Origin of the sequence: Rhodococcus sp. (in: high G+C Gram-positive bacteria) (genome assembly GCF_049591685.1) — a bacterium.
In the GTDB taxonomy this organism is placed as follows: Bacteria; Actinomycetota; Actinomycetes; order Mycobacteriales; family Mycobacteriaceae; genus Rhodococcoides.
The window spans coordinates 1-26,047 of sequence record NZ_JBAWFH010000186.1 but is presented as its reverse complement, the minus strand read 5'-3'; the positions used below and the strand labels follow the sequence as shown (position 1 = coordinate 26,047).

General features: G+C 65.4%; 21 protein-coding genes and 3 pseudogenes. 11 read left to right on the top strand and 13 right to left on the bottom strand.

The features are described 5' to 3' along the window. The 4 genes and pseudogenes from WBQ44_RS08000 to WBQ44_RS07985 all read left to right on the top strand — a co-directional run. A pseudogene (locus tag WBQ44_RS08000) lies at positions 1-134 on the top strand (acyl-CoA dehydrogenase); the annotation flags it as partial. Further along, complete coding sequence (locus WBQ44_RS07995; RefSeq protein ID WP_495566174.1) at positions 128-892, top strand: PIG-L deacetylase family protein; 765 nt, start codon at positions 128-130, stop codon at positions 890-892. The pseudogene WBQ44_RS08000 and the gene WBQ44_RS07995, both read left to right, overlap by 7 nt. Positions 893-905: 13 nt before the next feature. Continuing rightward, positions 906-1,538 (top strand): class I SAM-dependent DNA methyltransferase, encoded by a 633-nt coding sequence (locus WBQ44_RS07990; protein ID WP_495566173.1) that lies wholly within the window; start codon positions 906-908, stop codon positions 1,536-1,538. Beyond that, positions 1,535-2,794 (top strand): EAL domain-containing protein, encoded by a 1,260-nt coding sequence (locus WBQ44_RS07985; protein WP_495566172.1) that lies wholly within the window; start codon positions 1,535-1,537, stop codon positions 2,792-2,794. The genes WBQ44_RS07990 and WBQ44_RS07985 overlap by 4 nt, the downstream gene beginning before the upstream one ends. 40 nt (positions 2,795-2,834) lie before the next feature. Here the strand turns inward: WBQ44_RS07985 and WBQ44_RS07980 are convergent, their stop codons facing one another. After that, positions 2,835-3,860 (bottom strand): zinc-binding metallopeptidase family protein, encoded by a 1,026-nt coding sequence (locus WBQ44_RS07980; protein WP_495566171.1) that lies wholly within the window; start codon positions 3,858-3,860, stop codon positions 2,835-2,837. A gap of 162 nt (positions 3,861-4,022) precedes the next feature. On the opposite strand from WBQ44_RS07980, the gene nhaA reads away from it, so the two are divergent. Beyond that, positions 4,023-5,876 carry a Na+/H+ antiporter NhaA gene (nhaA, locus tag WBQ44_RS07975; protein WP_495566170.1) on the top strand — a complete coding sequence of 618 codons (1,854 nt, stop codon included), beginning with the start codon at positions 4,023-4,025 and terminating at the stop codon, positions 5,874-5,876. Here nhaA and WBQ44_RS07970 read toward each other — a convergent pair. Both WBQ44_RS07970 and WBQ44_RS07965 read right to left on the bottom strand, forming a co-directional pair. Further along, positions 5,873-6,958: a DNA polymerase domain-containing protein gene (locus tag WBQ44_RS07970; protein ID WP_495566169.1), complete on the bottom strand. Its 1,086-nt coding sequence runs from the start codon at positions 6,956-6,958 to the stop codon at positions 5,873-5,875. The two genes, nhaA and WBQ44_RS07970, sit on opposite strands and share 4 nt — an antisense overlap. Further along, positions 6,958-8,004, bottom strand: a complete 1,047-nt coding sequence (locus WBQ44_RS07965; protein ID WP_495566168.1) for an ATP-dependent DNA ligase — start codon at positions 8,002-8,004, stop codon at positions 6,958-6,960. Before WBQ44_RS07965 ends, WBQ44_RS07970 begins: the two co-directional genes overlap by 1 nt. 131 nt (positions 8,005-8,135) lie before the next feature. Between WBQ44_RS07965 and lppU the strand changes: the two genes are divergently transcribed. The 3 genes and pseudogenes from lppU (at position 8,136) to ilvD (ending at position 10,996) form a co-directional block, all read left to right on the top strand. Beyond that, positions 8,136-8,783: an LppU family putative lipoprotein gene (lppU, locus tag WBQ44_RS07960; protein WP_495566167.1), complete on the top strand. Its 648-nt coding sequence runs from the start codon at positions 8,136-8,138 to the stop codon at positions 8,781-8,783. Between the two features lie 33 nt (positions 8,784-8,816). Next, a pseudogene (locus WBQ44_RS07955) lies at positions 8,817-9,009 on the top strand (MFS transporter); the annotation flags it as partial. Positions 9,010-9,289: 280 nt separating this feature from the next. Beyond that, positions 9,290-10,996, top strand: coding sequence for a dihydroxy-acid dehydratase (ilvD, locus tag WBQ44_RS07950; RefSeq protein WP_495566166.1), 1,707 nt, complete (start codon positions 9,290-9,292; stop codon positions 10,994-10,996). 12 nt (positions 10,997-11,008) lie between these two features. Here the strand turns inward: ilvD and WBQ44_RS07945 are convergent, their stop codons facing one another. The 3 genes from WBQ44_RS07945 to WBQ44_RS07935 form a co-directional block, all read right to left on the bottom strand. Continuing rightward, on the bottom strand, positions 11,009-13,108 hold the full coding sequence (locus WBQ44_RS07945; protein ID WP_495566165.1) for an MFS transporter: 2,100 nt from the start codon (positions 13,106-13,108) through the stop codon (positions 11,009-11,011). A 261-nt stretch (positions 13,109-13,369) separates the two neighbouring features. Continuing rightward, positions 13,370-14,026: a S1 family peptidase gene (locus WBQ44_RS07940; protein WP_495566164.1), complete on the bottom strand. Its 657-nt coding sequence runs from the start codon at positions 14,024-14,026 to the stop codon at positions 13,370-13,372. Positions 14,027-14,138: 112 nt separating this feature from the next. Continuing rightward, positions 14,139-14,903 carry a DUF6319 family protein gene (locus WBQ44_RS07935; RefSeq protein WP_495566163.1) on the bottom strand — a complete coding sequence of 255 codons (765 nt, stop codon included), beginning with the start codon at positions 14,901-14,903 and terminating at the stop codon, positions 14,139-14,141. Between the two features lie 295 nt (positions 14,904-15,198). Here WBQ44_RS07935 and WBQ44_RS07930 point away from each other — a divergent pair, with 295 nt between their 5' ends. From WBQ44_RS07930 to WBQ44_RS07920, 3 genes are read left to right on the top strand one after another with little or no spacing between them, the layout of a single operon-like run. Next, positions 15,199-17,526 carry a glycerol-3-phosphate 1-O-acyltransferase gene (locus WBQ44_RS07930; protein WP_495566162.1) on the top strand — a complete coding sequence of 776 codons (2,328 nt, stop codon included), beginning with the start codon at positions 15,199-15,201 and terminating at the stop codon, positions 17,524-17,526. Continuing rightward, positions 17,523-18,950 carry an HAD-IB family hydrolase gene (locus WBQ44_RS07925; protein ID WP_495566161.1) on the top strand — a complete coding sequence of 476 codons (1,428 nt, stop codon included), beginning with the start codon at positions 17,523-17,525 and terminating at the stop codon, positions 18,948-18,950. The genes WBQ44_RS07930 and WBQ44_RS07925 overlap by 4 nt, the downstream gene beginning before the upstream one ends. Beyond that, positions 18,943-19,956 (top strand): adenylate/guanylate cyclase domain-containing protein, encoded by a 1,014-nt coding sequence (locus WBQ44_RS07920; protein ID WP_495566160.1) that lies wholly within the window; start codon positions 18,943-18,945, stop codon positions 19,954-19,956. The genes WBQ44_RS07925 and WBQ44_RS07920 overlap by 8 nt, the downstream gene beginning before the upstream one ends. Here WBQ44_RS07920 and WBQ44_RS07915 read toward each other — a convergent pair. The 7 genes and pseudogenes from WBQ44_RS07915 to WBQ44_RS07885 form a co-directional block, all read right to left on the bottom strand. Beyond that, positions 19,923-21,005, bottom strand: coding sequence for an MSMEG_0565 family glycosyltransferase (locus WBQ44_RS07915; protein WP_495566176.1), 1,083 nt, complete (start codon positions 21,003-21,005; stop codon positions 19,923-19,925). The genes WBQ44_RS07920 and WBQ44_RS07915 overlap by 34 nt on opposite strands. Next, on the bottom strand, positions 21,005-21,856 hold the full coding sequence (locus WBQ44_RS07910; protein ID WP_495566159.1) for a carbon-nitrogen hydrolase family protein: 852 nt from the start codon (positions 21,854-21,856) through the stop codon (positions 21,005-21,007). The genes WBQ44_RS07915 and WBQ44_RS07910 overlap by 1 nt, the downstream gene beginning before the upstream one ends. A 3-nt stretch (positions 21,857-21,859) precedes the next feature. Further along, positions 21,860-23,152, bottom strand: a complete 1,293-nt coding sequence (locus WBQ44_RS07905) for an MSMEG_0569 family flavin-dependent oxidoreductase (protein WP_495566158.1) — start codon at positions 23,150-23,152, stop codon at positions 21,860-21,862. Beyond that, positions 23,149-23,439: an MSMEG_0570 family nitrogen starvation response protein gene (locus tag WBQ44_RS07900; RefSeq protein WP_495566157.1), complete on the bottom strand. Its 291-nt coding sequence runs from the start codon at positions 23,437-23,439 to the stop codon at positions 23,149-23,151. Before WBQ44_RS07900 ends, WBQ44_RS07905 begins: the two co-directional genes overlap by 4 nt. Then, the gene (locus WBQ44_RS07895) at positions 23,432-24,331 is read right to left on the bottom strand and encodes a carbon-nitrogen hydrolase family protein (protein WP_495566156.1); all 900 of its coding nucleotides are present in this window, start codon (positions 24,329-24,331) and stop codon (positions 23,432-23,434) included. The genes WBQ44_RS07900 and WBQ44_RS07895 overlap by 8 nt, the downstream gene beginning before the upstream one ends. Next, on the bottom strand, positions 24,328-25,728 hold the full coding sequence (locus WBQ44_RS07890; RefSeq protein WP_495566175.1) for an MSMEG_0567/sll0787 family protein: 1,401 nt from the start codon (positions 25,726-25,728) through the stop codon (positions 24,328-24,330). The genes WBQ44_RS07895 and WBQ44_RS07890 overlap by 4 nt, the downstream gene beginning before the upstream one ends. Before the next feature lie 56 nt (positions 25,729-25,784). After that, a pseudogene (locus WBQ44_RS07885) lies at positions 25,785-26,047 on the bottom strand (MSMEG_0568 family radical SAM protein); the annotation flags it as partial.

Sequence of the window (26,047 nt, the reverse complement as noted above, 5' to 3'; positions counted from 1 at the left end):
CAGCGCCTCTGTGTTCCAACGCCGAGCACGCTCGGCGCGTTTCCGATCTGACGGTGTTCCTTCGGCAGTCACATGCCGAGCGCGATCTCGCGGCACTGGGCGACGACATCTCGAAGGAGGACGATCCGTGGTGAACGAGACCATCCAGGCGTCACGAGGCTTCGATACGACCACGCACGGCACCTCCGAGACGGAATGGTCTGCGTGGAATCGCCCCTTCCCGGCGCTCGACCTGAGCCGGTGTACCGAACTGGTCGTCGTCGCGCCGCATCCCGACGACGAAGTTCTCGGGGTCGGCGGGCTGATGTCGATCGCGGCAGCGTCCGGTATCGCAGTGACCGTGATTGCTGTCACCGACGGAAGCGCCTCACACCCGGGCTCGCCGACGATGTCGGCAGCCGAGCTCGAAGCGGAACGCCCCAGGGAGACCCGGCGCGCTTTGGCGCGACTCGGACTCGATATCGATCCGATCCGCCTCGGATTCGCGGACGGCGACGTGAGTGGACAGGAAGACGAACTGGCACGGGCCTTGACCGAACTCCTTTCCGGCGGCCCGGGAACCTGGTGTCTCACCCCGTGGCGCGCCGATCGGCACCCCGATCACGAGGCAACCGCACGAGCGACCCTCACTGCGGCGAAACGCGTCGGGATCGCCGTTCTCGAATACCCGGTGTGGATGTGGCATTGGGCGCGCCCGGATCACCCCGACGTGCCCTGGGGCCGAGCCCTCTCCGTCGAGCTCGATGCGCAGGTTCAGCAGAACAAGCGCCTCGCTGCGCAGGAGTTCGCCACGCAGATTGCACCGCTGTCGACGCACCCCGCCGACGCAGCAATCCTGCCCCCGCCTGTATTGGATCGACTGCTGCGCTCCTACGAGGTGGTGTTCGCATGAACGGTCGTGCGACGTGACCCTGCCGAAGGGCTACTTCGACGGTGTGTACGCCGACCGCGAGGACCCGTTCGGGTTGGGAAACAACTGGTACGAGGAGCGCAAGTACACGCTGACGCTGGCGTCGCTACCCCGCGCGCGGTACCGGCGAGCCCTCGAACCGGGGTGTTCGATCGGCATTCTCACCCGGAAGCTCGCCGAGCGGTGCGACTCGGTGGTATCGACCGACGTCGTCGGCTCCGCCCTCGACACGGCTCGCGCGCACGTCGGCAGTGATTCTGTTCATTTCGTCGAATGGTCGCTCACCGACGGCTGGGACACTGTGGCGAAAGGCGATACATTCGACCTCATCGTGCTCAGCGAGGTCGGTTACTACCTGGGGGAAGATGACCTCCGTACCGTCCTCGACTCGGCCGTCACGCACCTCGAACCAGGGGGCACGCTGCTCGGAGTCCACTGGCGCCATCCCGTCGCGGACTACCCACAGTCGGGTGATGAGGTGCATGCTGTTCTGGCGCGTACCGCCGGGTTGGTACGACTCGGCGGGTATGTAGACGAAGATGTGATACTCGAAGTGTTCGTGGCTTCGACCGGCAAACCCGCTTCGGTCGCGGCGACAGTAGGCCTGAGGATAGAGGAACGTTCATGAGTGGCGAGACATCGACGAGGGCCTACGACGGAGGTGGCCTCGAATCCATCCTCGGTCCGGGCAGCCTGCATACGGACTTCGCACCGATCGTCGACCTGCTGACCAAAGAAGTCACCGGATACGAAGCCATTGTCAGCGGGCCCGAGGGTTCGGCGTTCCGCGACCCGTCCGCATTGGCGTCCGCAGCGCGTGCGATGGATATGACCGTCGACCTCGATCTCGTCCGCTGGGCCGGAGCCGTCGACGGCGCCGAGAGCACGGCCGCGCTCGAGGGCCTTCCTCTGTTCATCGCCATCGATCCCGACACCCTGCCGCACCTACCCGACCGCGGTGACGTCGATTCCGGCAGCGCAGTGTTGCAGCTCGACGAGACCTCCCTCATTCGTCGGCCGGCTCAACTGTTGCGCACGGTCGCCGATGTGCGACGCCTCGGCTGGGCCATCGCCGTCGACCACGTCGGCGTGCGTCCCGAATCGCTGGCGCTGCTGCCGTTGCTCGAGCCCGACGTAGTCAAGTTGGATCGCAGCCTCATCACGCAGCGGCCCAGCAGGTTCACTGCCCGCGTGGTCAACGCCGTGGCCGCCTACACCGAACGCACCGGGGCCATCGTCATGGCCGAGGGAATCGACACCGAAGAAGATGTGGACATAGCGATTGCCCTCGGGGCCCGCTTCGGGCAGGGCCGTTGGTTCACCGGGCAGAACTTGACGCCCGCCGATCCGTCGAATGCAGTGTCGCCGTTCAACTTCCGCACGTCATCCGAGCGTGGCACGTTGCCCAAGTCGTCGCCGTACCAGCTTGCGGCAGCGGGACGCGACCCCAAACCGTCGACCAAGCAACTACTCGTCGAAGTGAGCAAAGGGCTCGAATCCATTGCAGGTGAGTCGCTGCAGACCGCGGTCATCCTCGGCTCGTTCGAGAAGCGAGAGCACTTCACCGTCCTTACCGCCAAGCGCTGGGAAGTGATGGCCACGCGAGCAGCACTCGTGGGAGCGCTTGCGGCGGGCATCGACTCCGAGCCTGCTCCGCGAGTGCGCGGCGCGGATCTCGAACCCGACGACCCGGTACGCGAGGAATGGGTGGTGGTCGTGCTGTCACCACACTTCGCGGCCGTGCTCGCCGCGAAGGACATGGGCGACACCGGCCCGGACATGGCCCGTCGCTTCTCGTACGTGCTCAGCCACGATCCGCAGTTGACGGTGGAATGCGCTCGCAGCCTTCTGCTGCGGCTGCCGGTGGAACGAACCGGGCTCTAGCCGACGCGTTCGAAGTTTGTTCACCGTCCGCACGGCGGGATCAAGCGGTGTACGGGGCGATCAAGTGGTGCACGCACCGCATCTTCTTCAATACCGCCGCGGGCAGGACGAACGGGTACAGATCGCGGTGGCCCATCGAGCGGTTGATCTGATTGAGCGCCCACGACAGCGGTAACCACCAATCGACGATCTGGTCGAATCCGACGTCGCCGGGCAGTGGACTGTCCAGCGTGGAACCAGCCGGTGCCATTCCGAACGCCGCGGCCGTGTCGAGGGTGTCGCGAATGTGCAGGTAATGAGCAAATGTCTCGGCCCAGTCTTCGGCCGGGTGCATCGTCGCGTAGGACGAGACGTACTTCTTCGGCCAGTTGTCGGGTGCGCCCTCGTTGTAATGCCGGTCCAGAGCCGCCTGATAGTCGGTGTCCGGGTCGCCGAACAGTTCTTCGAATTCTGCGCGATGCTCCCCCGAGCCGACCAGAACCATCTGGTAGTAGTGGCCGATCTCGTGCCGGAAGTGACCGACGAGGGTTCGATACGGCTCGGACATCGACACCCGAAGCTGCTCGCGGTGCACGTCGTCGCCCTCGGCGAGGTCCAGGGTGACGATCCCGCTCGCGTGACCGGTCATGACCTGGGTCTTGGCGCTGGACAGCAAGTCGAAGGCCAGCCCGGTGGTCGGGTTCTCGTCGCGACCGACGATGGGTAGTCCGAGCTCGGTGAGTTCCAGGACGACTCGACGCTTGTTCGTTTCGGCGTCGACGAACGCCGTCATCGCGGCGGCGTCGTCGTCATCGGGCCGCGTCCTGGTCAACCGGCAGGAGAAGCAGAGCTTCTCTCCCCCTGAGGTGTCGACGAGCCAGTTGCATTTGGCAATTCCGGCGTTGGCGCACTTCTTCCATGCGATGTCGTCCACGGTCGCCTCGGCAGCGCCGTCCGGTGCGGTATCCGGAAGGACGAGGAGCGACCGCGTCGGGAGGTGGAAGCCGAGCGCGCTGTGGCAGTGCAGACACAGCGAATTTTCGAAAGACAACTTCTGTCCGCACTTGCGACAGATCAACGCACGCATTCGTCCCGGCTTTCGTTGTTGGTTCGCCTCCGTGGAAGCACACGCGACCCTCGCGTGTTGGCTAGCACTGCGTGGCAGCAACAATGCTGCCACAGTTGTCCGACAGCGATCGAGGAGAAGTCCAAGCACATGAGCATCCACCCGAGTGGCAGCTTGTAAACGATGACGGACATCACCCCCGCCGTCTCGCCCCTGCGACGCTTCGCCAAGAGACTCGAGCGGGCACGCGGGGAACGCAACAGCGAAACGCTCGCCGCAGGGTTCCTCCTCGGCGCCACCCTGCTCGCCCTGGTATGGGCCAACTCGCCGTTCGGTGAGACCTACCAGGCCTTCTGGCACACCGAACTGTCTGTTTCCGTCGGCGGCCACGGTATTGCCCTCGACCTCGCGCACTGGGTCAACGACGGGCTGATGGCCCTCTTCTTCTTCGTCGTCGGGCTCGAGGTCAAACGCGAGTTCGCGATGGGTGAGCTCACCGACCGTTCCCGTGCGAGCATCCCGATCGTCGCGGCCATCGCCGGACTGGCGATTCCTGCACTTCTGTTCCTCGCGCTCAACCCGTCCGGCGCCGCAGCGGGCGCCTGGGGTGTGGTGATCTCGACCGACACCGCCTTCGTACTCGGGGCTCTTGCCGTCATCGGGCCGAAGAAAGCCGCACGGCTGCGCATCTTCCTGCTCACCCTCGCCATCGCCGACGATATCGGCGCGCTGGCCATCATCGCCTTCTTCTACACCGACGAGGTGAGGGTTCTGCCGCTCGCCGGTGCCTTCGTCGGTCTCGCCGCGATCGCGCTGCTTCGACGCCTCGAGGTGTGGCGCGGTATCGGCTACTTCGTCGTGTCCATAGCGACCTGGGTGGCGTTCTACGAGTCGGGAGTGCACCCGACCCTTGCCGGCGTTCTCATCGCCCTGATTCTCCCGGTGTATCCGCCGCGACGCGGTGAAGTGGAACGGGCCTCCGACCTGACGCGGGCCTTCCGCCAATCCCCGAACCCCGAATATGCGCGGGCCGCGCGACTCGGGCTGGATCGAGCCGTGTCCGTCAACGAACGGCTCATGCGGCTCTATCAGCCGTACACCGCATTCATCATCGTTCCGATTTTCGCCCTCGCCAACGCCGGCGTCGTACTCAGCGCCGACACGCTGCGCGCGGCAGCGACGTCCCCTCTGACCTGGGGTGTCGTCATCGGCCTCACCCTGGGCAAGCTCATCGGAATCACCGGCGCCGCAGCACTGTTCGCCAGACTCAGGCCGACGGCACTGGCTCCCGGTCTGACGATCTCCCACATCGCGGGTGGAGCGGCACTGTCGGGCATCGGCTTCACCATCTCGCTGTTCATCGTCGACCTCGCACTCGACGACGAGCTCCTGGCCGACGAGGCCCGGGTGGGCGTGCTGGTCGCCTCCGTCATCGCGACTGCACTCGGCTGGTTGCTGTTTCGGATCGATGCGAGTATCCATCCTCCCGGACACGACACTTCGCACAAGCTTCTGCGCCCCGTCGACCCGAAACGCGACCACATCAGAGGTCCCGTCGACGCACCACTGACGATCGTCGAGTACGGCGACTTCGAATGCCCCTTCTGCAGCAAGGCAACCGGAAGTATCCGGGAAGTACGCGCTCACTTCGGTGACGAACTGCGCTACGTGTTCCGCCACCTGCCCCTCGACGACTACCACCCGCACGCCCGGTACGCGGCGCAGGCCAGCGAAGCAGCGGCAGCGCAGGGCAAGTTCTGGGAGATGGCCGACGTACTGTTCGAGCACAGCGACGAACTCGAACCGGACGACATCGAGCGCTACGCAGCCGAACTGGGCCTCGACATCGACAGGTTCGAGGAGGATCTCCGCACCGGTGACTACATCGTCCGGGTGGAGGACGACGAGCTCGACGCCCGCTCCAGCGACGTCGACGGCACGCCGACCTTCTACCTCGGCCGTGGAGACGAGCACCCGATCCGGCACGACGGACCGTACGACGCGGCCTCACTCATAAGGGGACTCGAACAGCGCTAGGTCTCGATGCGGTTGCCCTGCTCGTCCCAGTGTTCGGCTACTTTCTTCGACGGCTGAACACGGGGCGGTTCCCCGGGCATCTTGGGGTAGTCGGGCGGAAAGTTCAGTTCGCCGCCCGGCAACGTTTCCCACAGGTGCAGCAGCGGCTCCAGGGAGTAGGACTGCGAGTCCATGTCCTCCCACGGGTCGCCGTCGGCCAGATAGTCGGGCACGGTGACGATGTTGAAGTCCCGAGGATCGGTGAGGTCGGCCAGCCCGGACCACGTCACCGGGGTGCTCACCGGCGCGCCGGGACGTGCCCGCAGGCTCCAGGCGCTTGCGATGGTTCGGTCTCGGTTGTTCTGGTTGTAATCGATGAAGATGCGTTCTCCGCGTTCCTCTTTCCACCACCTGGTGGTCACCCCGTCGTCGCGGCGTTCGAGTTCTCGACCGAGACCGATGGCCGCGTGCCGCACCTGCTCGAAGGTGTACTCGGGGTCTATCCGGACGTAGATGTGGATACCGCGGTTGCCACTGGTCTTGGGATAGCCGCGTAACCCGAGTTCCTCGAGGAGCTCCCGCGTCACGTCGGCGACACGCTGGGCGTCGGCGAAAGTGGTGCCCGGCTGCGGATCCAGGTCGAGCCGGAGTTCGTCGGGGTGATCCACATCGGGACGCCGGACCGGCCACGGGTGAAACGTCAGGGTGCCCATCTGAGCTGCCCACACCAGGGCCGCGGTTTCGCTGGGACACAGCTCGTTCGCACTTCGGCCGCTCGGAAACGTGATGCCGACGGTCTCGATCCAGTCGGGCGCGCCCTTCGGCAGCCGCTTCTGATAGAAACCGTCACCCTCTTTGTCCTGCGGTCCGACCGCGAGCCGCATGCCCTCGCGGTACCCGTCCGGCCACCGCTCCATGGCCGTCGGACGCTCCCCGATCGCACGCACGAGCGGCTCGCCGACGGCGGCGAAGTACTCGCACACCTGCACTTTGCTGATTTCCGGGGTGCGTTCGGTGGCTTCGTAGATGACGCGGTCGGGGCTCGACACCCGAACTTCGCGCCCGCCCGCGTCCACGAACTCCGGCGGCGTCTTGGCGGCCATCAGTTGCCTCCGGCCAACACGTCGGCGACGTCGTAGCGCACCGGAACCTCGAGCTGGTCGTACGTGCACGACTTCGGATCTCGGTCCGGGCGCCACCGAAGGAAGCGCGCGGCGTGCCGCAGTCGGTCGCCTTCCATCTGGTCGTACGCGACTTCGACGACGCGTTCGACGCGCAACGGCACCCAACTTCGATCCTTGTTGGACGTCCACCGGTTGGCCTCGGCGTCGGACACGACGTCGTCACCCACCCGCAGGGGTTGCAGTTCTTCGAGGATTTCGACGCGCCGCTTGTCGGTGAACGCCGAAGCCCCACCGATCATGCGGATGTCGTCGCCGTCGTACAGGCCGAGGAGGAGCGACCCGATGCCGTTGCCGGACTTGTGCACTCGATACCCGATCAGCGCGCAATCCGCAGTACGGGCGTGCTTGACCTTGATCATCTCGCGCTTGCCCGGCAGATACACCCCGTCGAGCTTTTTGGCGACGACGCCGTCCAGACCCGCGCCTTCGAAGCGCTCGAACCAATCCTGCGCGGTGGCCGCACTGTCGGTGGTGCTGGTGACCTGGCATCGGTCATTGCCGCCGAAGACGTCCAGCAGCGTCTCGCGGCGAGTACGAAACGGCTGACCCGTCAGGTCCGTCGTTCCGTGCGCGAGCAGATCGAACCCGATGAACATCGACGGCGTCTTCTCCGCCAGCATGCGCACGCGCGAATCGGCGGGGTGAATACGCTCGGACAGTGCGTCCCAGTCGAGCCTGGTGCGCCCGTCGATCTCACGCGGTACGACGATCTCGCCGTCGACGACGATGCGCTCCGGCAATTCGCGTCGGACGGCCTCCACCATTTCAGGGAAGTAACGCGCGAGGTCCTTACCTCCCCGCGAACCGAGAACGACTTCGTCGCCGTCACGGAAGACGATGGCGCGAAAGCCGTCCCACTTGGGCTCGTACGACCATTCCGGAGGCCCGTCGGCGGGCTGGTCCGGCACGGCTTTGGCCGCTTTGGCGAGCATCGGCTGGATCGGCCACGCAACGGGGAGGTCCACGCGGTCAATACTGCCTCATCCATCCCGAGTTCGATCCGCCGATCGGGTGCCGGGTTCGATAGTTTTATCGCGTCACCAGTGGCTCGCTCCGTCCCCGCCCGCCCGAACACCTCGAGACCAGGAACCGTCTTTTGAACCACACCGCCCGAAAGCTCCGCCGTGTTGGCGAGCTCCGCCGTGCCGGCCTGGCCGCGATCGCATGCACCACCCTCGCACTCGCGGGCTGCGGCTCCGAGGTCACTCCCCGCGCCGTGCCCGAGGGCGACGGACAGGCGTCGAGCTCCACAGCCGGCCCGACGACCACGTCGGCGTCGCCCACCACCGTCGTGTCGCCGCCACCCGGGCAGGAGGGTGAGGACATCGGCGGGGATGTCGATTTCGACGTCGAGATCGGCCAGTGCGTCGCACTCGGTGGAACGCAGTTCGACGCCACCATCGAAAATGCCGTATGCGGCGGTGAGACGTCCAACTTCAAGGTCATCGCCAAGGCTCCGACGCAGACGGAATGTCCGTCCGATGCGGACCAGACCTACTACGTCACGTACGGAGAGGTCGAGCAGGGCGCGCTGTGCCTCGACGTCGATTGGGTGGTCGGGGGCTGTATGGACCTGTCCGAGGAAGATCCGGTCCGCATCGACTGCTCGGCGCCGGGATCGGACTCGTACCGCGTGACGGACGTGTTGGCAGGAACGACGGACGTAGAGCAGTGCGCCGATCCGGCGACGGGCGGGTTCGCCCACGACGAGCGGGGTTTCATCGTCTGCTTCGAGAGTCTGTAGCCATGCCCGCGTAACGGGTGTCAGACTCGGTGGGTGAAAACGGCCGGATCGGTTGCCCTGAAAACCCCACGGGGACGCTGGATCGTGGCCGCGACCGTCCGGAAGATCCTCGCTGGCGATGCTCGACGCGACCGTCGTGAACGTGGCCTTGCCCGACATCGGCAGGGATCTCGGCTCGGGGGTCTCGGGTCTGCAGTGGACGGTCAGTGGGTACACCCTGACGCTTCGACTACGACGACCCGTTCGTTTTCTCCGGTGGCTTTCACACCGCGATGATCATCTGCGCTGGGCTTTTGCTCGTCGGAGCATCGATCGCGGCCCTCATGGTTCGCTCGGAACCCCGCATCGACCCGGACTCGATCGACTGCCGTCCACACTGCGACCCCTCGTCCCCGGCGACCGCCCCGGAGCGACGGGTTTAGGCTGGTGAAGAGAATTGTGTTCACAACGCAGTTCGATACGCAGGTGGATACAGCCCATATATCCACGTAGAGGTCAGGAGTGCCATGACGACCGAGAACGACTCACCGGACATCAAGCCACGGAGCCGTGACGTCACCGACGGCCTGGAGAAGACCGCTGCCCGCGGCATGCTGCGGGCTGTCGGGATGGGCGACTCCGACTGGGGCAAATCCCAGATCGGTGTCGCTTCGTCGTGGAACGAGATCACTCCGTGCAACCTCTCCCTCGAGCGCCTTGCCAAGGCAGTGAAGAAGGGTGTCCACGCAGCGGGCGGGTTCCCGCTCGAATTCGGAACCATCTCGGTCTCCGACGGAATCTCGATGGGTCACGAGGGCATGCACTTCTCCCTCGTCTCCCGTGAAGTCATCGCCGACAGCGTCGAAACCGTGATCAGCGCCGAAAGACTCGACGGTTCGGTGCTGCTCGCCGGCTGCGACAAGTCGCTGCCCGGAATGCTGATGGCCGCAGCCCGGCTCAACCTGGCCAGCGTGTTCCTCTACGCGGGTTCGACGCTCCCCGGCTTCGCGAAGCTGTCCGACGGAAGCGAACACCAGGTCACCATCATCGACGCATTCGAGGCAGTCGGCGCATGCTCGCGTGGACTGATGTCCCGCGAAGACGTCGACACCATCGAGCGCGCCATCTGTCCCGGTGAAGGTGCCTGTGGCGGAATGTATACGGCCAATACCATGGCCAGCGCCGCCGAAGCACTCGGAATGTCGTTGCCCGGCAGCGCCTCTCCGCCCGCACCCGATCGTCGCCGAGACCAGTTCGCGCACGCCAGCGGCGAAGCCGTCGTCGAGATGCTGCGTCGCGGAATCACCGCCCGCGACATCATGACCAAGGAGGCGTTCGAGAACGCGATCGCCGTCGTCATGGCGTTCGGCGGCTCCACCAACGCCGTGCTCCACCTACTGGCCATCGCCCACGAGGCCGAGGTCGACCTCACCCTCGACGACTTCACCCGCATCGGCGCCAAGGTCCCGCACCTCGCCGACGTCAAGCCGTTCGGCAAGCACGTCATGACCGACGTCGACGCCATCGGCGGAGTTCCCGTGGTCATGAAAGCGCTTCTCGACGCCGGCCTCATGCACGGCGACTGCCTCACCGTCACCGGAAAGACGGTGGCCGAGAACCTCGCGCACATCGCTCCGCCCGACCCCGACGGCAAGGTGCTCCGCGCGATGACCGAGCCCATACATCCGACCGGCGGCATCACCATCCTCCAGGGATCGCTCGCACCGGGCGGAGCAGTCGTCAAGAGCGCCGGCTTCGATTCCGACGTGTTCGTCGGCACCGCACGCGTTTTCGAGCGGGAACGCGCCGCAATGGACGCACTCGAGGACGGCACGATCGCCGCGGGCGACGTCGTCGTCATCCGATACGAGGGCCCCAAGGGTGGACCGGGCATGCGAGAAATGCTCGCCATCACCGGTGCCATCAAGGGCGCAGGTCTCGGCAAGGACGTCCTATTGCTCACCGACGGCCGTTTCTCGGGCGGCACCACCGGCCTCTGCGTCGGCCATGTTGCTCCCGAGGCAGTCGACGCCGGGCCCATCGCCCTCGTTCGTGACGGCGATCAGATCCGGTTGGATGTCGGCACAGGCACACTCGACCTTCTCGTCGACGCCTCCGAGCTCGAGGCCCGTAAGGAAGGCTGGGCCCCTCTGCCTCCCCGCTACACCCGCGGGGTTCTGGCCAAGTACGCCAAGCTGGTGGGCTCGGCTTCCCAGGGTGCGGTGCTGATCTAGCGCATCACCGAGTTACCCCGGCATCGCCCACACCGAGCTCGAACGTTCCGCGAACGCGGTGCATCTACGGTGTGCGGCGTCGGCTGCCTGGTAGAAGTTCCGGTGCTCCGGCACAGCCGACGGCTCGGGAACGGTACGGACGGGTAGCTCGGCGAGGTCCAACGCCGCGTCGAGCTCCTCCTCCGCCAATTCGCGTCGCTTACGGGCGATGTCCGCAAGGGCCAGCTGGTGAATGGTCTGCCGCTCGGCTGCATCGAGCGATTCCTCATGCGCCACAGCAATTTCGAGCTCGTATACCTTGGCCGCCAGCTGATAGATGCTGGGCCGAGTCAATTCGGCGTCAACAGACAGCATTGCGTCAGTGGAGGTTGCATCTGCGGGCTTCGCGCGAGTGGGTTTCGCGACTGCACGTTCTGCGGCAGCGGGTTGTTCCAGCAGGTGTTCGAGTTCGGCAACCTCGCGGGCTGCTTCACGGTTGCGCTCAGGAGCCTCGTACTCAGAAGCTTCGAAGTTGGGCGCAAGGATCATTGCCGACTGCTTGCGCGACCTCGGCAGCAGAGCGGCGACGATCAGCGATCCCAGCGCGAACACGGCGGTCGAGACGAGCGAGGTGTGCGCGACGGCTCCTGCAAACGAGCTGATGGCGTTGATCTGCAGGTTGTCCGCGTAGCCGGCGAGAAATGGGTTCTCGCGCATGATGTCTGCGACAATCACGGCTCCGGCCACCGAATCGCCCGATGCGGCGATGGCCTGCACTGCCTGTTCCGTCGGTCGTCCGTCGGGTCCTTTGCCGGGGAATCCCGCGAGGAAGTCGACGATGCCGCCTCGGTAGGTGGTGGCGAGTACCGAGCCCAGGATCGCGATGCCCAGCGAACCGCCCAGTTCGAGCGCGGTGTCGTTGAGACCCCCGGCCACGCCGAGCTTGTTGTCCGAGAACTCGGCCATGATGGCGTCGGTGCACGGAGAGACGCTGAGTCCGATGCCGACGCCCAACAGAATCAGTACGGGTAGAAAATCGGAATATGTTGCGCTGGTCTCGATTCCGATCATCGACGCGACGGCCAGGGTACCGACCACCATGCCCGCGGTGACGGTGTATTTCATGCCAAGCTTGGGAGTCAACCACTGGGTGATGCCGGAGCCGAGAAACACTGCCAGTGCGAGCGGCAGCAGGTGCAGTCCCGTCGACACCGGTCCGAACGCAAGTACGAACTGAAGGTACTGCGCCACATAGTAAATGGCGCCGAACGTGACGAGGAAGAACAGCAGGACGGCGAGCACGGCCCCGCTGAGAACACGGCTGCGGAACACGCGGACGTCGAGAAGTGGGCTAGGGTGCCGCAGTTCCCACAGTACGAATCCCAGCCCACTGAGCAGGCCGACCACTGCGCAGTACACCGGAAGTACGCTCCAGCCGAAGTGCATTCCCTCGATGATCGCGTACACCACCGTGGAGACGGCGAGCACGGACAGTAATCCGCCGATCCAGTCGATACGGCCGGGGCCGGATGCACGCGAGGGCGGAACGAGCACCGTCGCGGCGATCATGGCGAAGACGGTGATCGGAACGTTGAGAAGGAAAGACGAACCCCACCAGTAGCTTTCGAGCAGCCAGCCGGCCAGCAGCGGGCCCATGGCGATGGCCAGACCGGACGTCGCGGCCCAGATCGTCACCGCCGTTGCGCGTTCGCGCTTCGGGAAGGTGGCGACGAGAAGCGACAGGGTGGCAGGCATGACGATGGCCGCTGCAATACCCATCACGACCCTGGCGAGGACGACGCCGACGGTGGCATCGGTCAAAGCGCCCGCGATGGACCCGGCGGTGAAGACGAGCAGACCGAGCAGTAGCGCTCCGCGGCGGGAGTACCGATCGCCGATCACGCCGAACAGCAACATCAATGCCGCGTACGGAACCGTGTAACCGTCTATCACCCACTGCAAATCGCTGCTGGAGAGCCCAAGGTCCAACGTCATCGCAGGTGCGGCCACCAGCAGTGAAGTGTTGGCCATGACCACGACCAACAGCGAAAGGCACAGCACCCCCAGCGCTGCCCACCGCCTCGCGTACGGCTTTTCCATCTCTCGAACAGGCGTCATCGCCAGCAATGTCATCAGTGTTCCCCCCTATGGCACAGCGCCCGAGGCGTTGCGTCCACTGCGGTGCAGCTTAGGAAGGTCGTATCGAAGCGTGCAAATCGATGTGGCGGTGGTTACATCACGTTGCCGCGGTGACGACAATGCTCGGGAGATGTCCCAATAACGTTGCGCCGGTTGCCGTATTCAGCACAAACGGTGACGCAAAAGCTTTGATGCAAAAGAAAAGCGCCACCGCGACCTGACGGCCGCGATGGCGCTTCGAAAAACGAGACGAGATCAGGGGATCGGAACGAACCCGGCTCCCACTGCGTTGCCTGCTTCCATGTGGCGCAGGATCGCGTCGATGTTGGTACCGACCTGCGGACCGAAGCATGCGACGCCGAGGTAGGCGTTGACCATGCCGACGAGAGTGGTGCCGACGACGACGGGGCTACCGGAGTCTCCCTCGACGACGCACAGCTGCGACCACGTTTCCTGCGACTGCAGAACGTCACCGTAGGCGACGCCACAGGTGTTGCCCGTCGTGCGACCTTCCTTGCAGACGATGTTCGGGAACATCGCCGGGGGGCCGACCTGCGTGATGGTCACGTTCCCGATGCGGTTGACCGGAATGACCTTGGCGCGATCGAACTCGATGACCGCGTAGTCGTACTCCGGGTTGGAGAATGCGATGCGTCCGACCTGACCCGCCGACGGGTCGTACTCGGGCACGATGGATGCGCCTGCGCCGCCACAGTGACCTGCGGTGATACCCACGAGGCGTCCTGCGCGGTCGTTACCGATGGTGGTGAGCGTGCATTCGGCAGCGTTGTCGACGATGATTCCGGAGCCGCCCCCCAGTACCGCCGGAGCCGCAGCCGATGCGGTCCCGACGCCGAAGCTTGCAGCAACAGCAGCTGCCGCGACGGCGACGAGCATGAACTTCTTCAACATTTATTCCCTCTCCAGCGGTGTCGGACGAACCCTAGCAACAATTGCCACCCCCGGACGAGTACTACCACTCGTTTGGGTCGCGAGAGTCCGCTCGACCCGTTCCGGGGTCGGGTCAGCCTTCCTGCTCGAGTGCCGCGAGCATGGACCGCGCCTCTTCGAGTTGACGCGACAGTTCCGCGACGCGAGAAGCAGCTTCTTCCCTGGCATGGGCGATGACGGTTTCCACCGCATCCCGCGCGGTGTCGTCGCCCAGCTCCCGAACTGCCCGTGACACCGATTCCGGTGACACCGGCTGCGCCTTGCCCGGTCGACGTGCACCGTGCGTGACCGTCACCGACCAGTCGTTGTCCGCGCCTGCGTGAATGGTGACGCTGACGCTCTCGGGCCCCTTCTTGTTCCGGCGCGTCACAGGTGCCGCCTTGCCTGCGGCGGTGTTCTTGGCAGGGGTGTTCGCGGGAGTCTTGGTCGAGGCAGTCTCTGGGCGGGCGGGTTTCGGCGCCGGCTTGGGAGCGGTGGGCTCGGTCCATTCCGCGATTGTCGGCCCAGCTTTCGTTGCTTCAGCCTTCGGTGCTTCCGCAGCCTTCGGTGCCGGCTTCTTCTGAGCTGGAGTTCGGTCACCGCCCGGTGGGGTGCGGGTGATGCGCAGTTCTTCTGCTTCGAAGGGGAGTTCGTCGTCGACACCTTTGGGGCTGATGGTGACCGTGCTGTTGTCGATGGATACCACTTTGGCGGATGTGCCCTCGGGCAGCCCGAGACTCGGTGTCGGCTCGATGATGTAGACGGTGGCGCGGCGGCCCTCGGCGAGTGCCGTGGCCAACGCCTGCAGGTTCTCGGGCGTGAGTGACTGGTTCGCGGTCTTTCGTCTTCGCGGTGGCATCGGCGGCGGCCTCTCTCGAAAGTGTTTGCGAATACTGTCGCACATCGAGGCCGGGCGGTATTCCCGAGCGGTAGGGCAAGTTAGTGTAACTACAAGTAACAGTTACTGAGATTAACACCTGAATTGGATGCCGGAGCGTGTGCGCTCGACGGCTTTTCCAAACTCTAGTCCATGCACCGCGTCACCGCCCGGCGAGACGGTGTGAGAGAGCCGACAAGAAATCGCCCTATTGGAACCGTCGCACCCGTAGCCTTTGCTGCGTACCTGCACGCGGTACGCGAACGGGAGGGGCCCGATGTATCACATCGACACCGACGAGCAGACGACCGACGACGGGCAACAGGTCTACCTGCTGGACGCTGCATCCACCCTGGAAGTTCAGGCACTCAATCAGTGGATCGATGCACGGACTCCGGACGGCGCACCGAGGCCACCGTCGATCGTGCTGTCGGGCGAATCCCTGAAGCAGCTCGCGGACGACGTGCGGGCGTACGCGGACGATCCACTGCTGGTCCCGCTCAGGGTCACGCTGTCGGAGAAGAAGCGCAGCGGCGTACTGCGTCGAATGTTCGCTCCGCGCGGCAATTCCATGCCGACCAAGGTGTGGCAGCGGTGGGTTCAGGGGGAAGACCCCGACCATTCGGAGGTACTCATCGGGCAGCCCGCCACATTGAGCGACCTCGAGATGCGCTTTAGCTCGGCGGGCGGGGCGTCGCTGTCCGCGTTCGTTCATCGTCAGGCCAGTCTGGCGCTGGACCGCGCCGAACGCGACGTCATCGGATCCGAGTACAAGATCCCGCGGTTCGTCGTCGAGGAGATGACGGACCAGAAGAAGTTCGACGAAGGCATGGCCGCGCTCGCCGAGAAGGTGGGCGAGGACGTGTCCGAGGTGGAGCGACGCGTCCACGGAATCCTCGGCGAAATGGTCGCCACCGAGACTCGCCGCGCCGTCGAGATGTGGGGAACCCTCGGGGCCTACTTCTCGCGTGCGTACCGCGTCGAGGTTGACCGCACGAAGCTCGAGAAGGTGCGCGAGCTCAACAAGAACTATCCACTGGTGTTCCTGCCCAATCACCGGTCGTACCTCGATCCCCTCGTGCTCCGACCGGCGCTGCTTCGCGAAGGCCTGCCGCTCAACCACGTGATGGGGGGCATCAACGTCGGGTTCTGGCCGCTCGGCCCCATCGCCAAGCGCAGCGGCGTCGTGCTGATCCAGCGCAAGTTCTCGGACGAGATCTACAAGTGGACGCTCCGGCAGTACATGAGCTTCCTGCTCTCCAAGCGTTTCAACCTCGAGTGGTACATCGAGGGTGGGCGGAGCCGCACCGGCAAGCTGCGGCCTCCTCGCTTCGGTCTTCTGACGTACCTCATCGATGCGCTCGAGAACAGCGACGCCGAGGACGTGTACCTCGTACCGACGTCCATCACGTACGACCGCCTGCACGAGGTCGGTGCCATGGCCGCGGAATCGCACGGTGCGCAGAAGCAGGCCGAGGGTATTCGTATGGCCATCGGGTACATCCGCGCGCAGGGCAAACTGCGCGGGAACGTGTACGTCAACTTCGGCGAACCACTCTCTGTACGTTCGATGCTCGCGGAATACCAGGACAAGCGCGTCGCGGTGCAGAAGATCGCGATCACCGTCTCACACGCGATCAACGACACGACCCCCGTGACGCCTGCCGCTCTGGTCGCGATGGCGCTTCTCGGGATCGAGGACCGTGCGCTCAACGTGCACGAGATGTGGGCGATCATCTCCCCGCTGGCGGGATACATCAAGAAGCGCGGCTTGCCCACGGCGGGTGGCGTCGACATCAGCGAGGTCGACGTGGTGCGCAATGCCGTCATCGCGCAGGTGCAGGCGGGCGTCGTCAAGCGCTTCGACGAGGGCCCGGAGCCGGTGTTCTACCTCGCGCAGGACAAGCATCTCGTGGCAGCGTTCTTTCGAAACAACGCCATTCACTACTTCGTCATGAGGGCGATCGGCGAGCTCGTGGTGCTGCCCGACGAGGGGCAGACTACGGCGTCCACTCCGGAGTCGATGTGGAAGGCTGCCCTCGAACTGCGCGACCTCCTCAAGTTCGAGTTCTTCTTCGGCGACAAGCACGATTTCGGGGACCGCCTCGAAGCCGAGGTGACGCTCATCGACCCCGACTGGCGGGCCAACCTGTCCGATCCCGATTATGCTGCGCGGCAACTGCAATCGCAGGATCTTCACCTGGCACACCGCGTGCTGCAGCCGATCCTCGAGGCATATCAGGTGGTCGCCGACCAGCTGATGATGCAGCCGATGGATTCCGAGTTCGACAAGCCCGCGTTCGTGTCGCAATGCCTGGGCGCCGCCCAAGCCAGGCGACTGCGTCAGCAGCTGGACCACAGCGAGGCGATCTCCGGCGAATTGTTCGACACAGCATTGCAATTGGCCGACAATCGCCATCTCGTCGACCCGGGCGGCGAGAACCTCGCGCAGCGTAGACGCGACTTCGCCCGCGAGATCAACGAGTGGGCTCGCAAGGCCCGTCTCATCCGCGACATGGCCCACCGCATGCTCGACGAGGTCGACCCGCTCACCTCGCACAGCACGGTGACCGCTCACGAGAACACGGAGGACGAGCAGTCATGACCGCCCTGTCCCGGCAACTCGACGCCATCGCCGCCGCTCCCCCCGGGCCGGACACCGCCGCGTTCTTCGACCTCGACGGCACGTTGATCAACGGGTTCAGCGCGAAGGCGGTATTTCTCGAGCGCCTCAAGACCCTCGACGTGACGGTGCACGAACTGTGGGAGATCTCGAGCGCCGTCGTCGAGATGCGGATGCGTAACTCCCCTGTCGACAATCTGATGGGAAAGGCCGTCAAAGGGCTGGAGGGCAGGCGCGAGGACGATCTGATGGAGCAGGCGTACACGCTGTTTCGCAACGAGATCGCGCCGATGCTTTACCCACAGGCGCGGCAACTCGTCGACGCGCATCGGCGCGCGGGCCACCGTGTGGTCATCGCAACGTCGGCCACTCCTTATCAAGCAATTCCCGTCCAGGAAGATCTGATGATCGACGACCTCCTGTGCACCACGCCGGTCGTGGTCGACGGAGTCCTGACGGGCGAGCTCGTCGGAAACTCGCTGTGGGGTCCGCGCAAAGGGCAGGCAGTCATCGACTTCGCCGAGCGGGCAGGCCTCGATCGCGACGGCTGCTTCGCCTACTCGAACGGCGGTGAGGACGTGCCGCTCCTGCAGACCGTCGGACATCCCGTCGCCACCAATCCCGATGGTGAACTGGCCAAGTACGCGAAGAAGGTGGGATGGCCGACGCTCGTACTGGAAAATCCGAAGCGGGGCACCGACCTCACCTCGGCAATCCGCAGTACCGCAGCACTCGGATCGGTACTGGCCAGTGCCGGTCTCGGCCTGAGTCTGGGCATCCTCACGAGGAGTCGACGCACCGGCGCGAACATCACGTCGTCGATAGCGCCGGATATCGCGCTGACCATCGCCGGGATCGAACTCGACGTGACCGGCACCGAAAATGCATGGTCCGCGAGGCCCGCGGTGTTCATGTTCAACCACCAGAGCACGGCCGACTCCATCATCGTCGCCTCGATCCTGCGTCGGGACATCACCGCGGTGGCGAAACGAGAACTCGAACGTGACCCGCGGTTCGCGCTGTTGGGCAGGATCTTCGACGTCGCCTACATCGATCGAGGAGATCCCGCGCAGGCACGAGAGGCGATGCGCCCTGCGATCGAGAAACTGCACTCCGGCGTCTCCGTCGCCATCGCACCGGAGGGCACCCGTATGCCGACATCGCGGTTGGGGCGGTTCAAGAAGGGTGGTTTCCACCTGGCGATGCAGGCGCATGTGCCCATCGTGCCGATCGTCATTCACAACGCTGGCGACGTGATGTGGAAGAAGGACTTCACGGCGCACTCCGGTACCGTCCAGGTGACCGTCGGCGAGCCCATTCCCACCGACGACTGGGTGCCCGAGAAGATCGACAGCTACATCGACGACGTCCGATCCTATTTCGACAGAACGCTGGGACATGCCTGAGAACCCGATCAATTCGGTTGTACAGAAGGAGATCGAAAAGAATCTCCTGGGGGGAACACCGAAATACACGCGGCTCGACATCGTCGAGAAGTCGGGCATCCCGCTCGAACGCGTGGTGCAACTGTGGATTGCCATGGGCTTCCCGGTGCACACCGACCCCGAGGCGGTCGTCTACACCGACGCCGACCTCGACGCACTCCGCATGATCACCGGATTGACCGAACAGAACGTGATCAAGCCCGAGATGGAGGTGGCGATCGCCCGCACCCTCGGTCAGACGATGTCTCGGCTCACCGAGTGGCAGGTGAGTGTTGTCAACAGTCACATTCACGACCGCATCACCGACTGCGCCGACCCGGCCGATCTCGACGCCATCCGACGCGACGCGAGAGAGGTTGCCGCGCGGACGGTTCCGACTCTCGAAGCCTTGCAGTCGTACACCTGGCGCCGTCATCTTGCCGCTACGGCCGGCCGGTCCATCGCCGACCCCAACGACGAAACCACCTCTCGGACGGTGGCCGTCGGGTTCGCCGACATGGTCGGATACACCAGTCTGACTCGTCGCCTGGGAATCGAGGAACTCACCGAACTGCTCGAGAAGTTCGAATCCCTCGCCACCAACATCATTGCGCGCGGCCGCGGATCGGTCATCAAGAACGTCGGCGACGAAGTCATGTTCAGCGCCCAGACCCCCGAGGACGCTGCTCACATCGCCCTCGACATGCAGGACGCATTCAGCGCCAAGGAGGAGATGCCGGAGCTTCGCGTCGGACTCGCCTGGGGGCCCGTGCTCGCTCGCTACGGCGACCTGTACGGATCGGTGGTCAACATCGCGGCGCGCCTCACCAGCGCTGCGCACCCGGGCACCGTCCTGGTGGACACCACGATGACCGAGGCACTGGAAGCCGACTCCGAGTTCTACCTCAAGTCACTGCGCTCGGTGCGGGTACGCGGCTTTCACCGGCTCAAACCTCACGCGCTGCGGCGCAACTTGAAGGACCGGTAGAACGACAGGTGCCGCTGAGCCGCGGCGTCCCACGTCAGACTGCGCGCCAACGCGCGACCTGCGGCGGCGTCGTGACCGACATCCATCGCGTGCGCTAGACCCAGCGCCAGGGACGCGGGGTCGGACGCGTAGGTCACGGCGTCACCGAAGACTTCCCGCAGCACCGGCAGGTCACGCGCGACGACGGGTGTTCCGGCGGCCAGTGCCTCCATCGCGGCCAGACCGAAGCCCTCCTTGGTCGAGAAGAACGGAAGCACCGACGCCTGCGCCACCAGATGCGGTAGAGCGTCGTCGTCCACCGTCCCGAGCACGATGGGCTCGACCCCGAGAGCCGCTGCCCGAGAGTCGAATTCACGGCGGTAGCCCCGATAGTCGAACAGTGTCTCACCGCCGGCGAACACCAGCGACAGCTCCGGCCTGTCCAATTGCGCGAACGCGTCGAGCAGATCGATCGACCCCTTGCGTGGCTCGATACCGCCGACCGCCAGCACGTAGCGTCCCAACCGCATCTCCCACTCCCGGCCATCACCACTCGCGGCTGCAGCCTCGAAACGTTCCGACGCCACCCCGTTCGGAATGACGGTCGGCGTGAGTCCCCAGCCTGCGCGCACCTCCTCGGCCACCGCGGAAGAGACGCAGATGCGGGCGTACGGATCGGTCACCGCACGCTCGTGGCAGGCGGCGAGCTCCGGCGTGGTGAACGTGTCCAGGTGGTGGATCGTTCGGATGCACCGGCCGACGGCGTTGGCCGAGATGCAGTCCTGGGCGTGCACGATGTCGTAGGGGTCGGCACTCGAAAACGACTCGCGCAGAACCCGTATCGAGCGCAGGATGCGGTTGCCGACGGACTCGTCCTCGCGCGCCTCGAACGGCACCATCCGCACCGTCACCGCCGGATCGACGCTACGGAAGAACGCGTCGTCACCCCCGCGCCCCAGCGACCACACGGTGACGTCCTCGCCCGCACGCGCCAGAGCCTCCGCCAGATGGAGCGTGTGCACGACGCCGCCTCGAGGCTTCGACGAATACGTGAGGAGTGCGATGCGCATCATCGACGCCCTCTCTCGTCCAACAGGTTTCGATAGCTCTCCACTCGTCGCTCTTCGAGGTGGTGCAGCACGCGCCTGGCACGGTCCACTTCGGCGTCGACGTCGATGTCGCACACTGCCAGTCCCCCCTTCGACCAGGTCTTTGCGAGCACGTCACCGCCCGGGCCCACCACTTTTGCCTGGCCGAGGAACCGCAGCGAACCCATCACACCCGTCTGGTTCGACGACACGAGGACGACCTGGTTCTCGGCCGCGCGGGCGGCGTCGTATAGATCGAACAGGCGAGACTGCCGGTCGTTCGGCAGGCTGGAGGCTCGATCGGTGACACTGGCCGGCCACGCGGACAACGCGGCGATGATGCGGGCGCCGTCCAATGCCAGCGTCCGCGCCGACTCCGGGAACGTCTTGTCGTAGTCGATCAGCATTCCCATGCGGCCGACCGGAGTGTCGAACGCATCGAAACGGTCACCCGCTGCGTAGGCCAGAGATTCGCCCAACGGTTGATGCACCTTCCGGTGGCTGCCGAGCACAGCGTCTCCGGTGACGCACGCGGCAGAGTTGTAGCGAAGCCCGTCGGACAGCTCGGTGTAGCCGATGCACACCGTCATCGCGCCCGCCGCATTCCGGATCGCGGCGATCTCGGGACCGTCGACGTCGAGCGTCGGAGGCAGTTCGGACACATCGGGATCGCGCAAGCTGTCGATGTACCCGCCCAGCGACGCATCGGGCAGCACCAGCAGATCGACGCCGTCGCGCCTCGCGCCGTCGATGATCGTCACGATCTTGAGAACCGCACGATCGACATCCCGACCGAAATGCGCTGCCAGAGCGCCGATACGGACGACACCCACGGGCTATACCCGCGCTTTCTCCGGCTGCGCCGCACTGATTTCCAGGCCGATCTGATCCGCCAGGAAGTCCGCGTCCCGCGCAACGGACGCGAACCGGCCCGAGCCCCACGTGTGCTGCCAGGGCAATCCGAGGAAGTAGAGTCCCGGCACCGTCGTGACACCCCGGTTGTGTGTCGGGTGGCCTTCGCCGTCGAAGGCTCCGACCTTCAGCCAGCGATAGTCCGTACGAAAACCCACCGACCAGATCACGGCGGAGATGTCGGAGTCACCGAGCTCGAGCTTCGTGATTTCCCGCTCCGGCCGCCACACCGGCACGTACCGGGGTTCGGCAGGTGCGGAGATCCCTTCGCGTTCGATGTATGCGTCGATGCTGTCCTTGATGGACTCCGCAACCGCGTCCGCGGCGTCCAGCGACTTCGCGAGCGTCGGAGCGAAGCGCAGAATGCCGTTGTCGAAGCCGGTCAGCCTGCCGTACAGCTGCATTCCCTCGGTGGCGAACGCCCGCAGGTCGATGTCACGACCACCGTCGCGTCCCGTCACGTAGTGGTTGGTGTTCTCGCGCTTTCCGACGCCACCGGGATGGTCCCCGATGGGCACGTCGTAGGTGCCCATGTCGTGAAGCCAGGCCACACAGTCGCGGCCGCGGTAGAAGCGGGCCACCCGAGGCGCGGTTCCCGCCGCCAGGTGAACCCGTCGGCCGGCAAGATGCAGGTCCTCTGCGATCTGCGCACCCGATTGACCGGTGCCGACGACGAGCACGCCCCCCTCGGGGAACTGGTGGTCCCCGCGGTAGGTGGACGAGTGGATCTGCACGATGCCGGTCGGCAATTTCTCGGCGAACCTCGGAATGGTCGGTATGTGGTAGCCGCCGACCGCGACGACGATATGACCGGCGTGCATCGGACCCGCAGTGGTTTCGAGGTCGAAGCTGTTGCCGACGGACTGCTGCGCCGACGTGACGGCAACGTGTTCGCGGACCGGCGCGCCGAAGGTGTCTGCGTATCGCCGCACGAAGTCGTACACCTCGTCGCGTTTCATGAATCCGTCCGGGTCATCGTCGTCGTAGGCGAACCCTGGTAGCGCGCACTGCCAGTTGGGAGTGACGAGGGTGAAGTTGTCCCAGCGCGAATCCTTCCATTCATGAGCGACGGTGTCGCGTTCCAGCACAACATGTTCGATGTTCCGTTGCGTCAGGTGCCAGCTGATGGACAGTCCCGCCTGTCCACCTCCGATGACGATCACATCGTGGTGTTCTCGGGAAGCATGGTGCTCTCGGGAAGTATGGTGTTCGGTCACAGCAGATCGGCTCCCGTCATGCTCGTCACCCGGACGGTTCCGGCCGGGTAGTCCGCGCCCACCCGGTGTATCTCTTCCATCTGCTGCGCGGCGGACGTGCATCGCATACCGAACTTCGCCAACACTCGATCACCAGCGACGGTCAACGCCTTCGACGTGCGCTCGACGAACTCCTCGACGGGGTACTCGGCGCCCGGTTCGAGATAGTCGTGCATGACCAAAGACGGGGAATAACAGTCTTGTTCGCGACCATCGGGCCACTGCACCTGAAACCGCATCTCAGGCATGAGCAGGCTCCTTCGTGATGGTGCGATACACCGACGGACGACGGTCGCGCAGGTTGTACATACCGCCGCCGCGCGCCGCACCGATCAGCCCCTCGACATCCAAGGTTGCCGTGGCCAACCCGGGTTCGACGCCGGTGTCGGCGAGGATCTCGCCGCCCGGTCCGACGATCTTGGCGCTGCAGACGAACCGCAACGACCCGAAAGTTCCCGCCTGGTTTGCCGCCACCCAGACGACCTGGTTCTCGAGGGCACGGGCGCGGTCGTAGATGTCGAATCGCTGCTTCCAGCGGTCGTCCTGCATGTTCGCGACGGTTGCCGTGCGCGCGGTCGGCCACGCCGAGATGGACGCGATGATCTGTGCGCCGTCGAGCGCGAGTTCGCGTGCAGCCTCGGGGAATCCCTTGTCGTAGCAGATCTGCATTCCCATCCGGCCGACCGGCGTATCGAACGCCGCGTAGCTGTCCCCTGCGTCGTAGCAGAGGTTCTCGCCGAGCGGCTGATGCACTTTCCGGTACGAACCGAGGATGCCGTCGCCGTCGAGCGTCACCGCTGCGTTGTACCGCGTGTCGCCGTCCTTCTCGCAGAAGCCCAGCGTGATCACGGTGTCACCCGCCATCTCGATGACCCTCTTCAGTTCGGGGCCGTCCAGCTCGAGTGCGGGCGGCAGACTTTCGAGCCGGCGCTGCCGGGCTCCCTCGCTTTCGTCTCCCCCGCCGAGGCTCGGTAGGTAACCGCCGAGGCACGCTTCGGGAAGCACGAGTAGCCGACTTCCCCGGTTGCGTGCCTCCTCCAGCAACGCGGCAATCGTGTTGTATCCCTCTTCCATGTCGCGGCCGAATGCGGCTGCGGCCACGGAAATCGTGACAGTGCTCGAGTTCGATGGAGTGTTCATGCTTCTCCCAATCCGGTCACGGTGGACGCGACCGCGCGCGTGGTGATTCCGTCAGGCCATCGCAGCGCGACGCCCGGAACACCGGTGAGTTCTCCGCACGATGCGGATATGGCCGGCCCCGACGGTGCGCACTGCGCATCGGGGCGGTCCGCGGTGATCATCGCGAACCCTGGAAAACACGTGATCCATTCGCCCATCGACGCCGACGCCGGTTTCGGGATGTCGGCGACGTCGAGTATCGCGCCCGTTCCGCTTGCCTCGGCGAGCATTCCGGTGGTCCCGGCCAGGCCGGCCATCGACACGTCCTTGGCCGCGCGCGGAGCTGTGCGGGCCACGAACGACGCCATCGCGCCGAGTTCGGCCGTGGTGCGCTGCGACGACGAGTCCCACTGCTGCCCTTTGTAACCCCGACGCCATTGCCCTTCGACGTCCACGGTGAGCGTCAGCCGGTCGCCGACTCCGGCTCCGCCCGCTCGGACGGGTGTCTCGGTTCGCCCGAGGGCTGTGACCGACAACGACGACGGCACACCGACCTGCGTGTGCCCGCCCAACACGGGTACCTCCCACGCCGCCGAGGCCGCCGCCAACCCTCGGATGACGCGAGTCAGCCGCGAACGAGTGGGCGCACCCACTGAATCGAGCAGGCCGATCGCGTGGGCTCCCATGGCCGACAGGTCGTTGAGGTTGACGAGCACTGCGCACCAACCGGCCCACTCCGGGTCGCGATCGACCATCGAGGGAACGATGGCGTCACAGGCGGCGATCATGTCGCTGCCGGGCACCGGCACCCCGTCGTCACCTCGAAAGCCTCTCGCGCCCAGTCCGAGTGGTTGATTCTTCAGCGGGGCCAGGACGGTGGCCAGCATCGCTTTCGTCGACGACACAAGTCTCTCGATGCGGTCGATGGGCCAGGACATCGCGACGTGCGGCGCCCCGGCGACGCGGACATCTCCGCGCCGAGTCCACCCCAGCCGCGTGAACAGCGGTTCGTTCTGCGACTGGACGGTCGCGTCGAACCGCAGGACACCACTGCTCTCGGCGTACGCGCAGGCGGCCCGCACCAGAGCCGGCCCGACTCCGGACGACCGCACTGCGGGCGACACCACGAGCCGGCTGCCCGCCCACCACCCGAGATCCGTTGCGGTGCAGGGGCAGAGCCTGACTCCGCCGAGGACGACGCCGTCGGGCCCGGTCGCCACCAAGACCACGGTGCGCGGATCGTCGTCCACGTCGTCGCGGTCCGATCCGGCGAACAGGCCCTGCTCCGACACGAACACATCGCGCCTGAGCGAGCGATACGTCGACAACTGCGCCGCATCCGCGCAGGGTCGGACGAGGAACCCGGGTTGCACGGCCACAGGCGGTCCCGCCAGTCCCGCCCACGCAGTCTCGTACATCGTCGTCGTCTCGTACATCGTCGTCGTCTCGTACATCGTCGCCGTCTCGTACATCGTCACCCACCTGCGTTCTGGAGCACACTGCAGGCGCCGCAGGCCGCGCAGCCGGCCTTTTGATCCGACCCCAGCATCGACGCCGCCTGCAGTTCCTTCGCGACACGGCGGGTGACGTTCTCGAACACATCGCGGTCGGGGGCGCGTGCCCCATCGACGTCCACCGCGAGTGTTCCCCCGATGGGCCGGAACGGAACAACGAACGGGTACACCCCCATCTCGATGAGTTCCGCTGCACCGGAGACCAAGTCGTCGGGATCTTCAC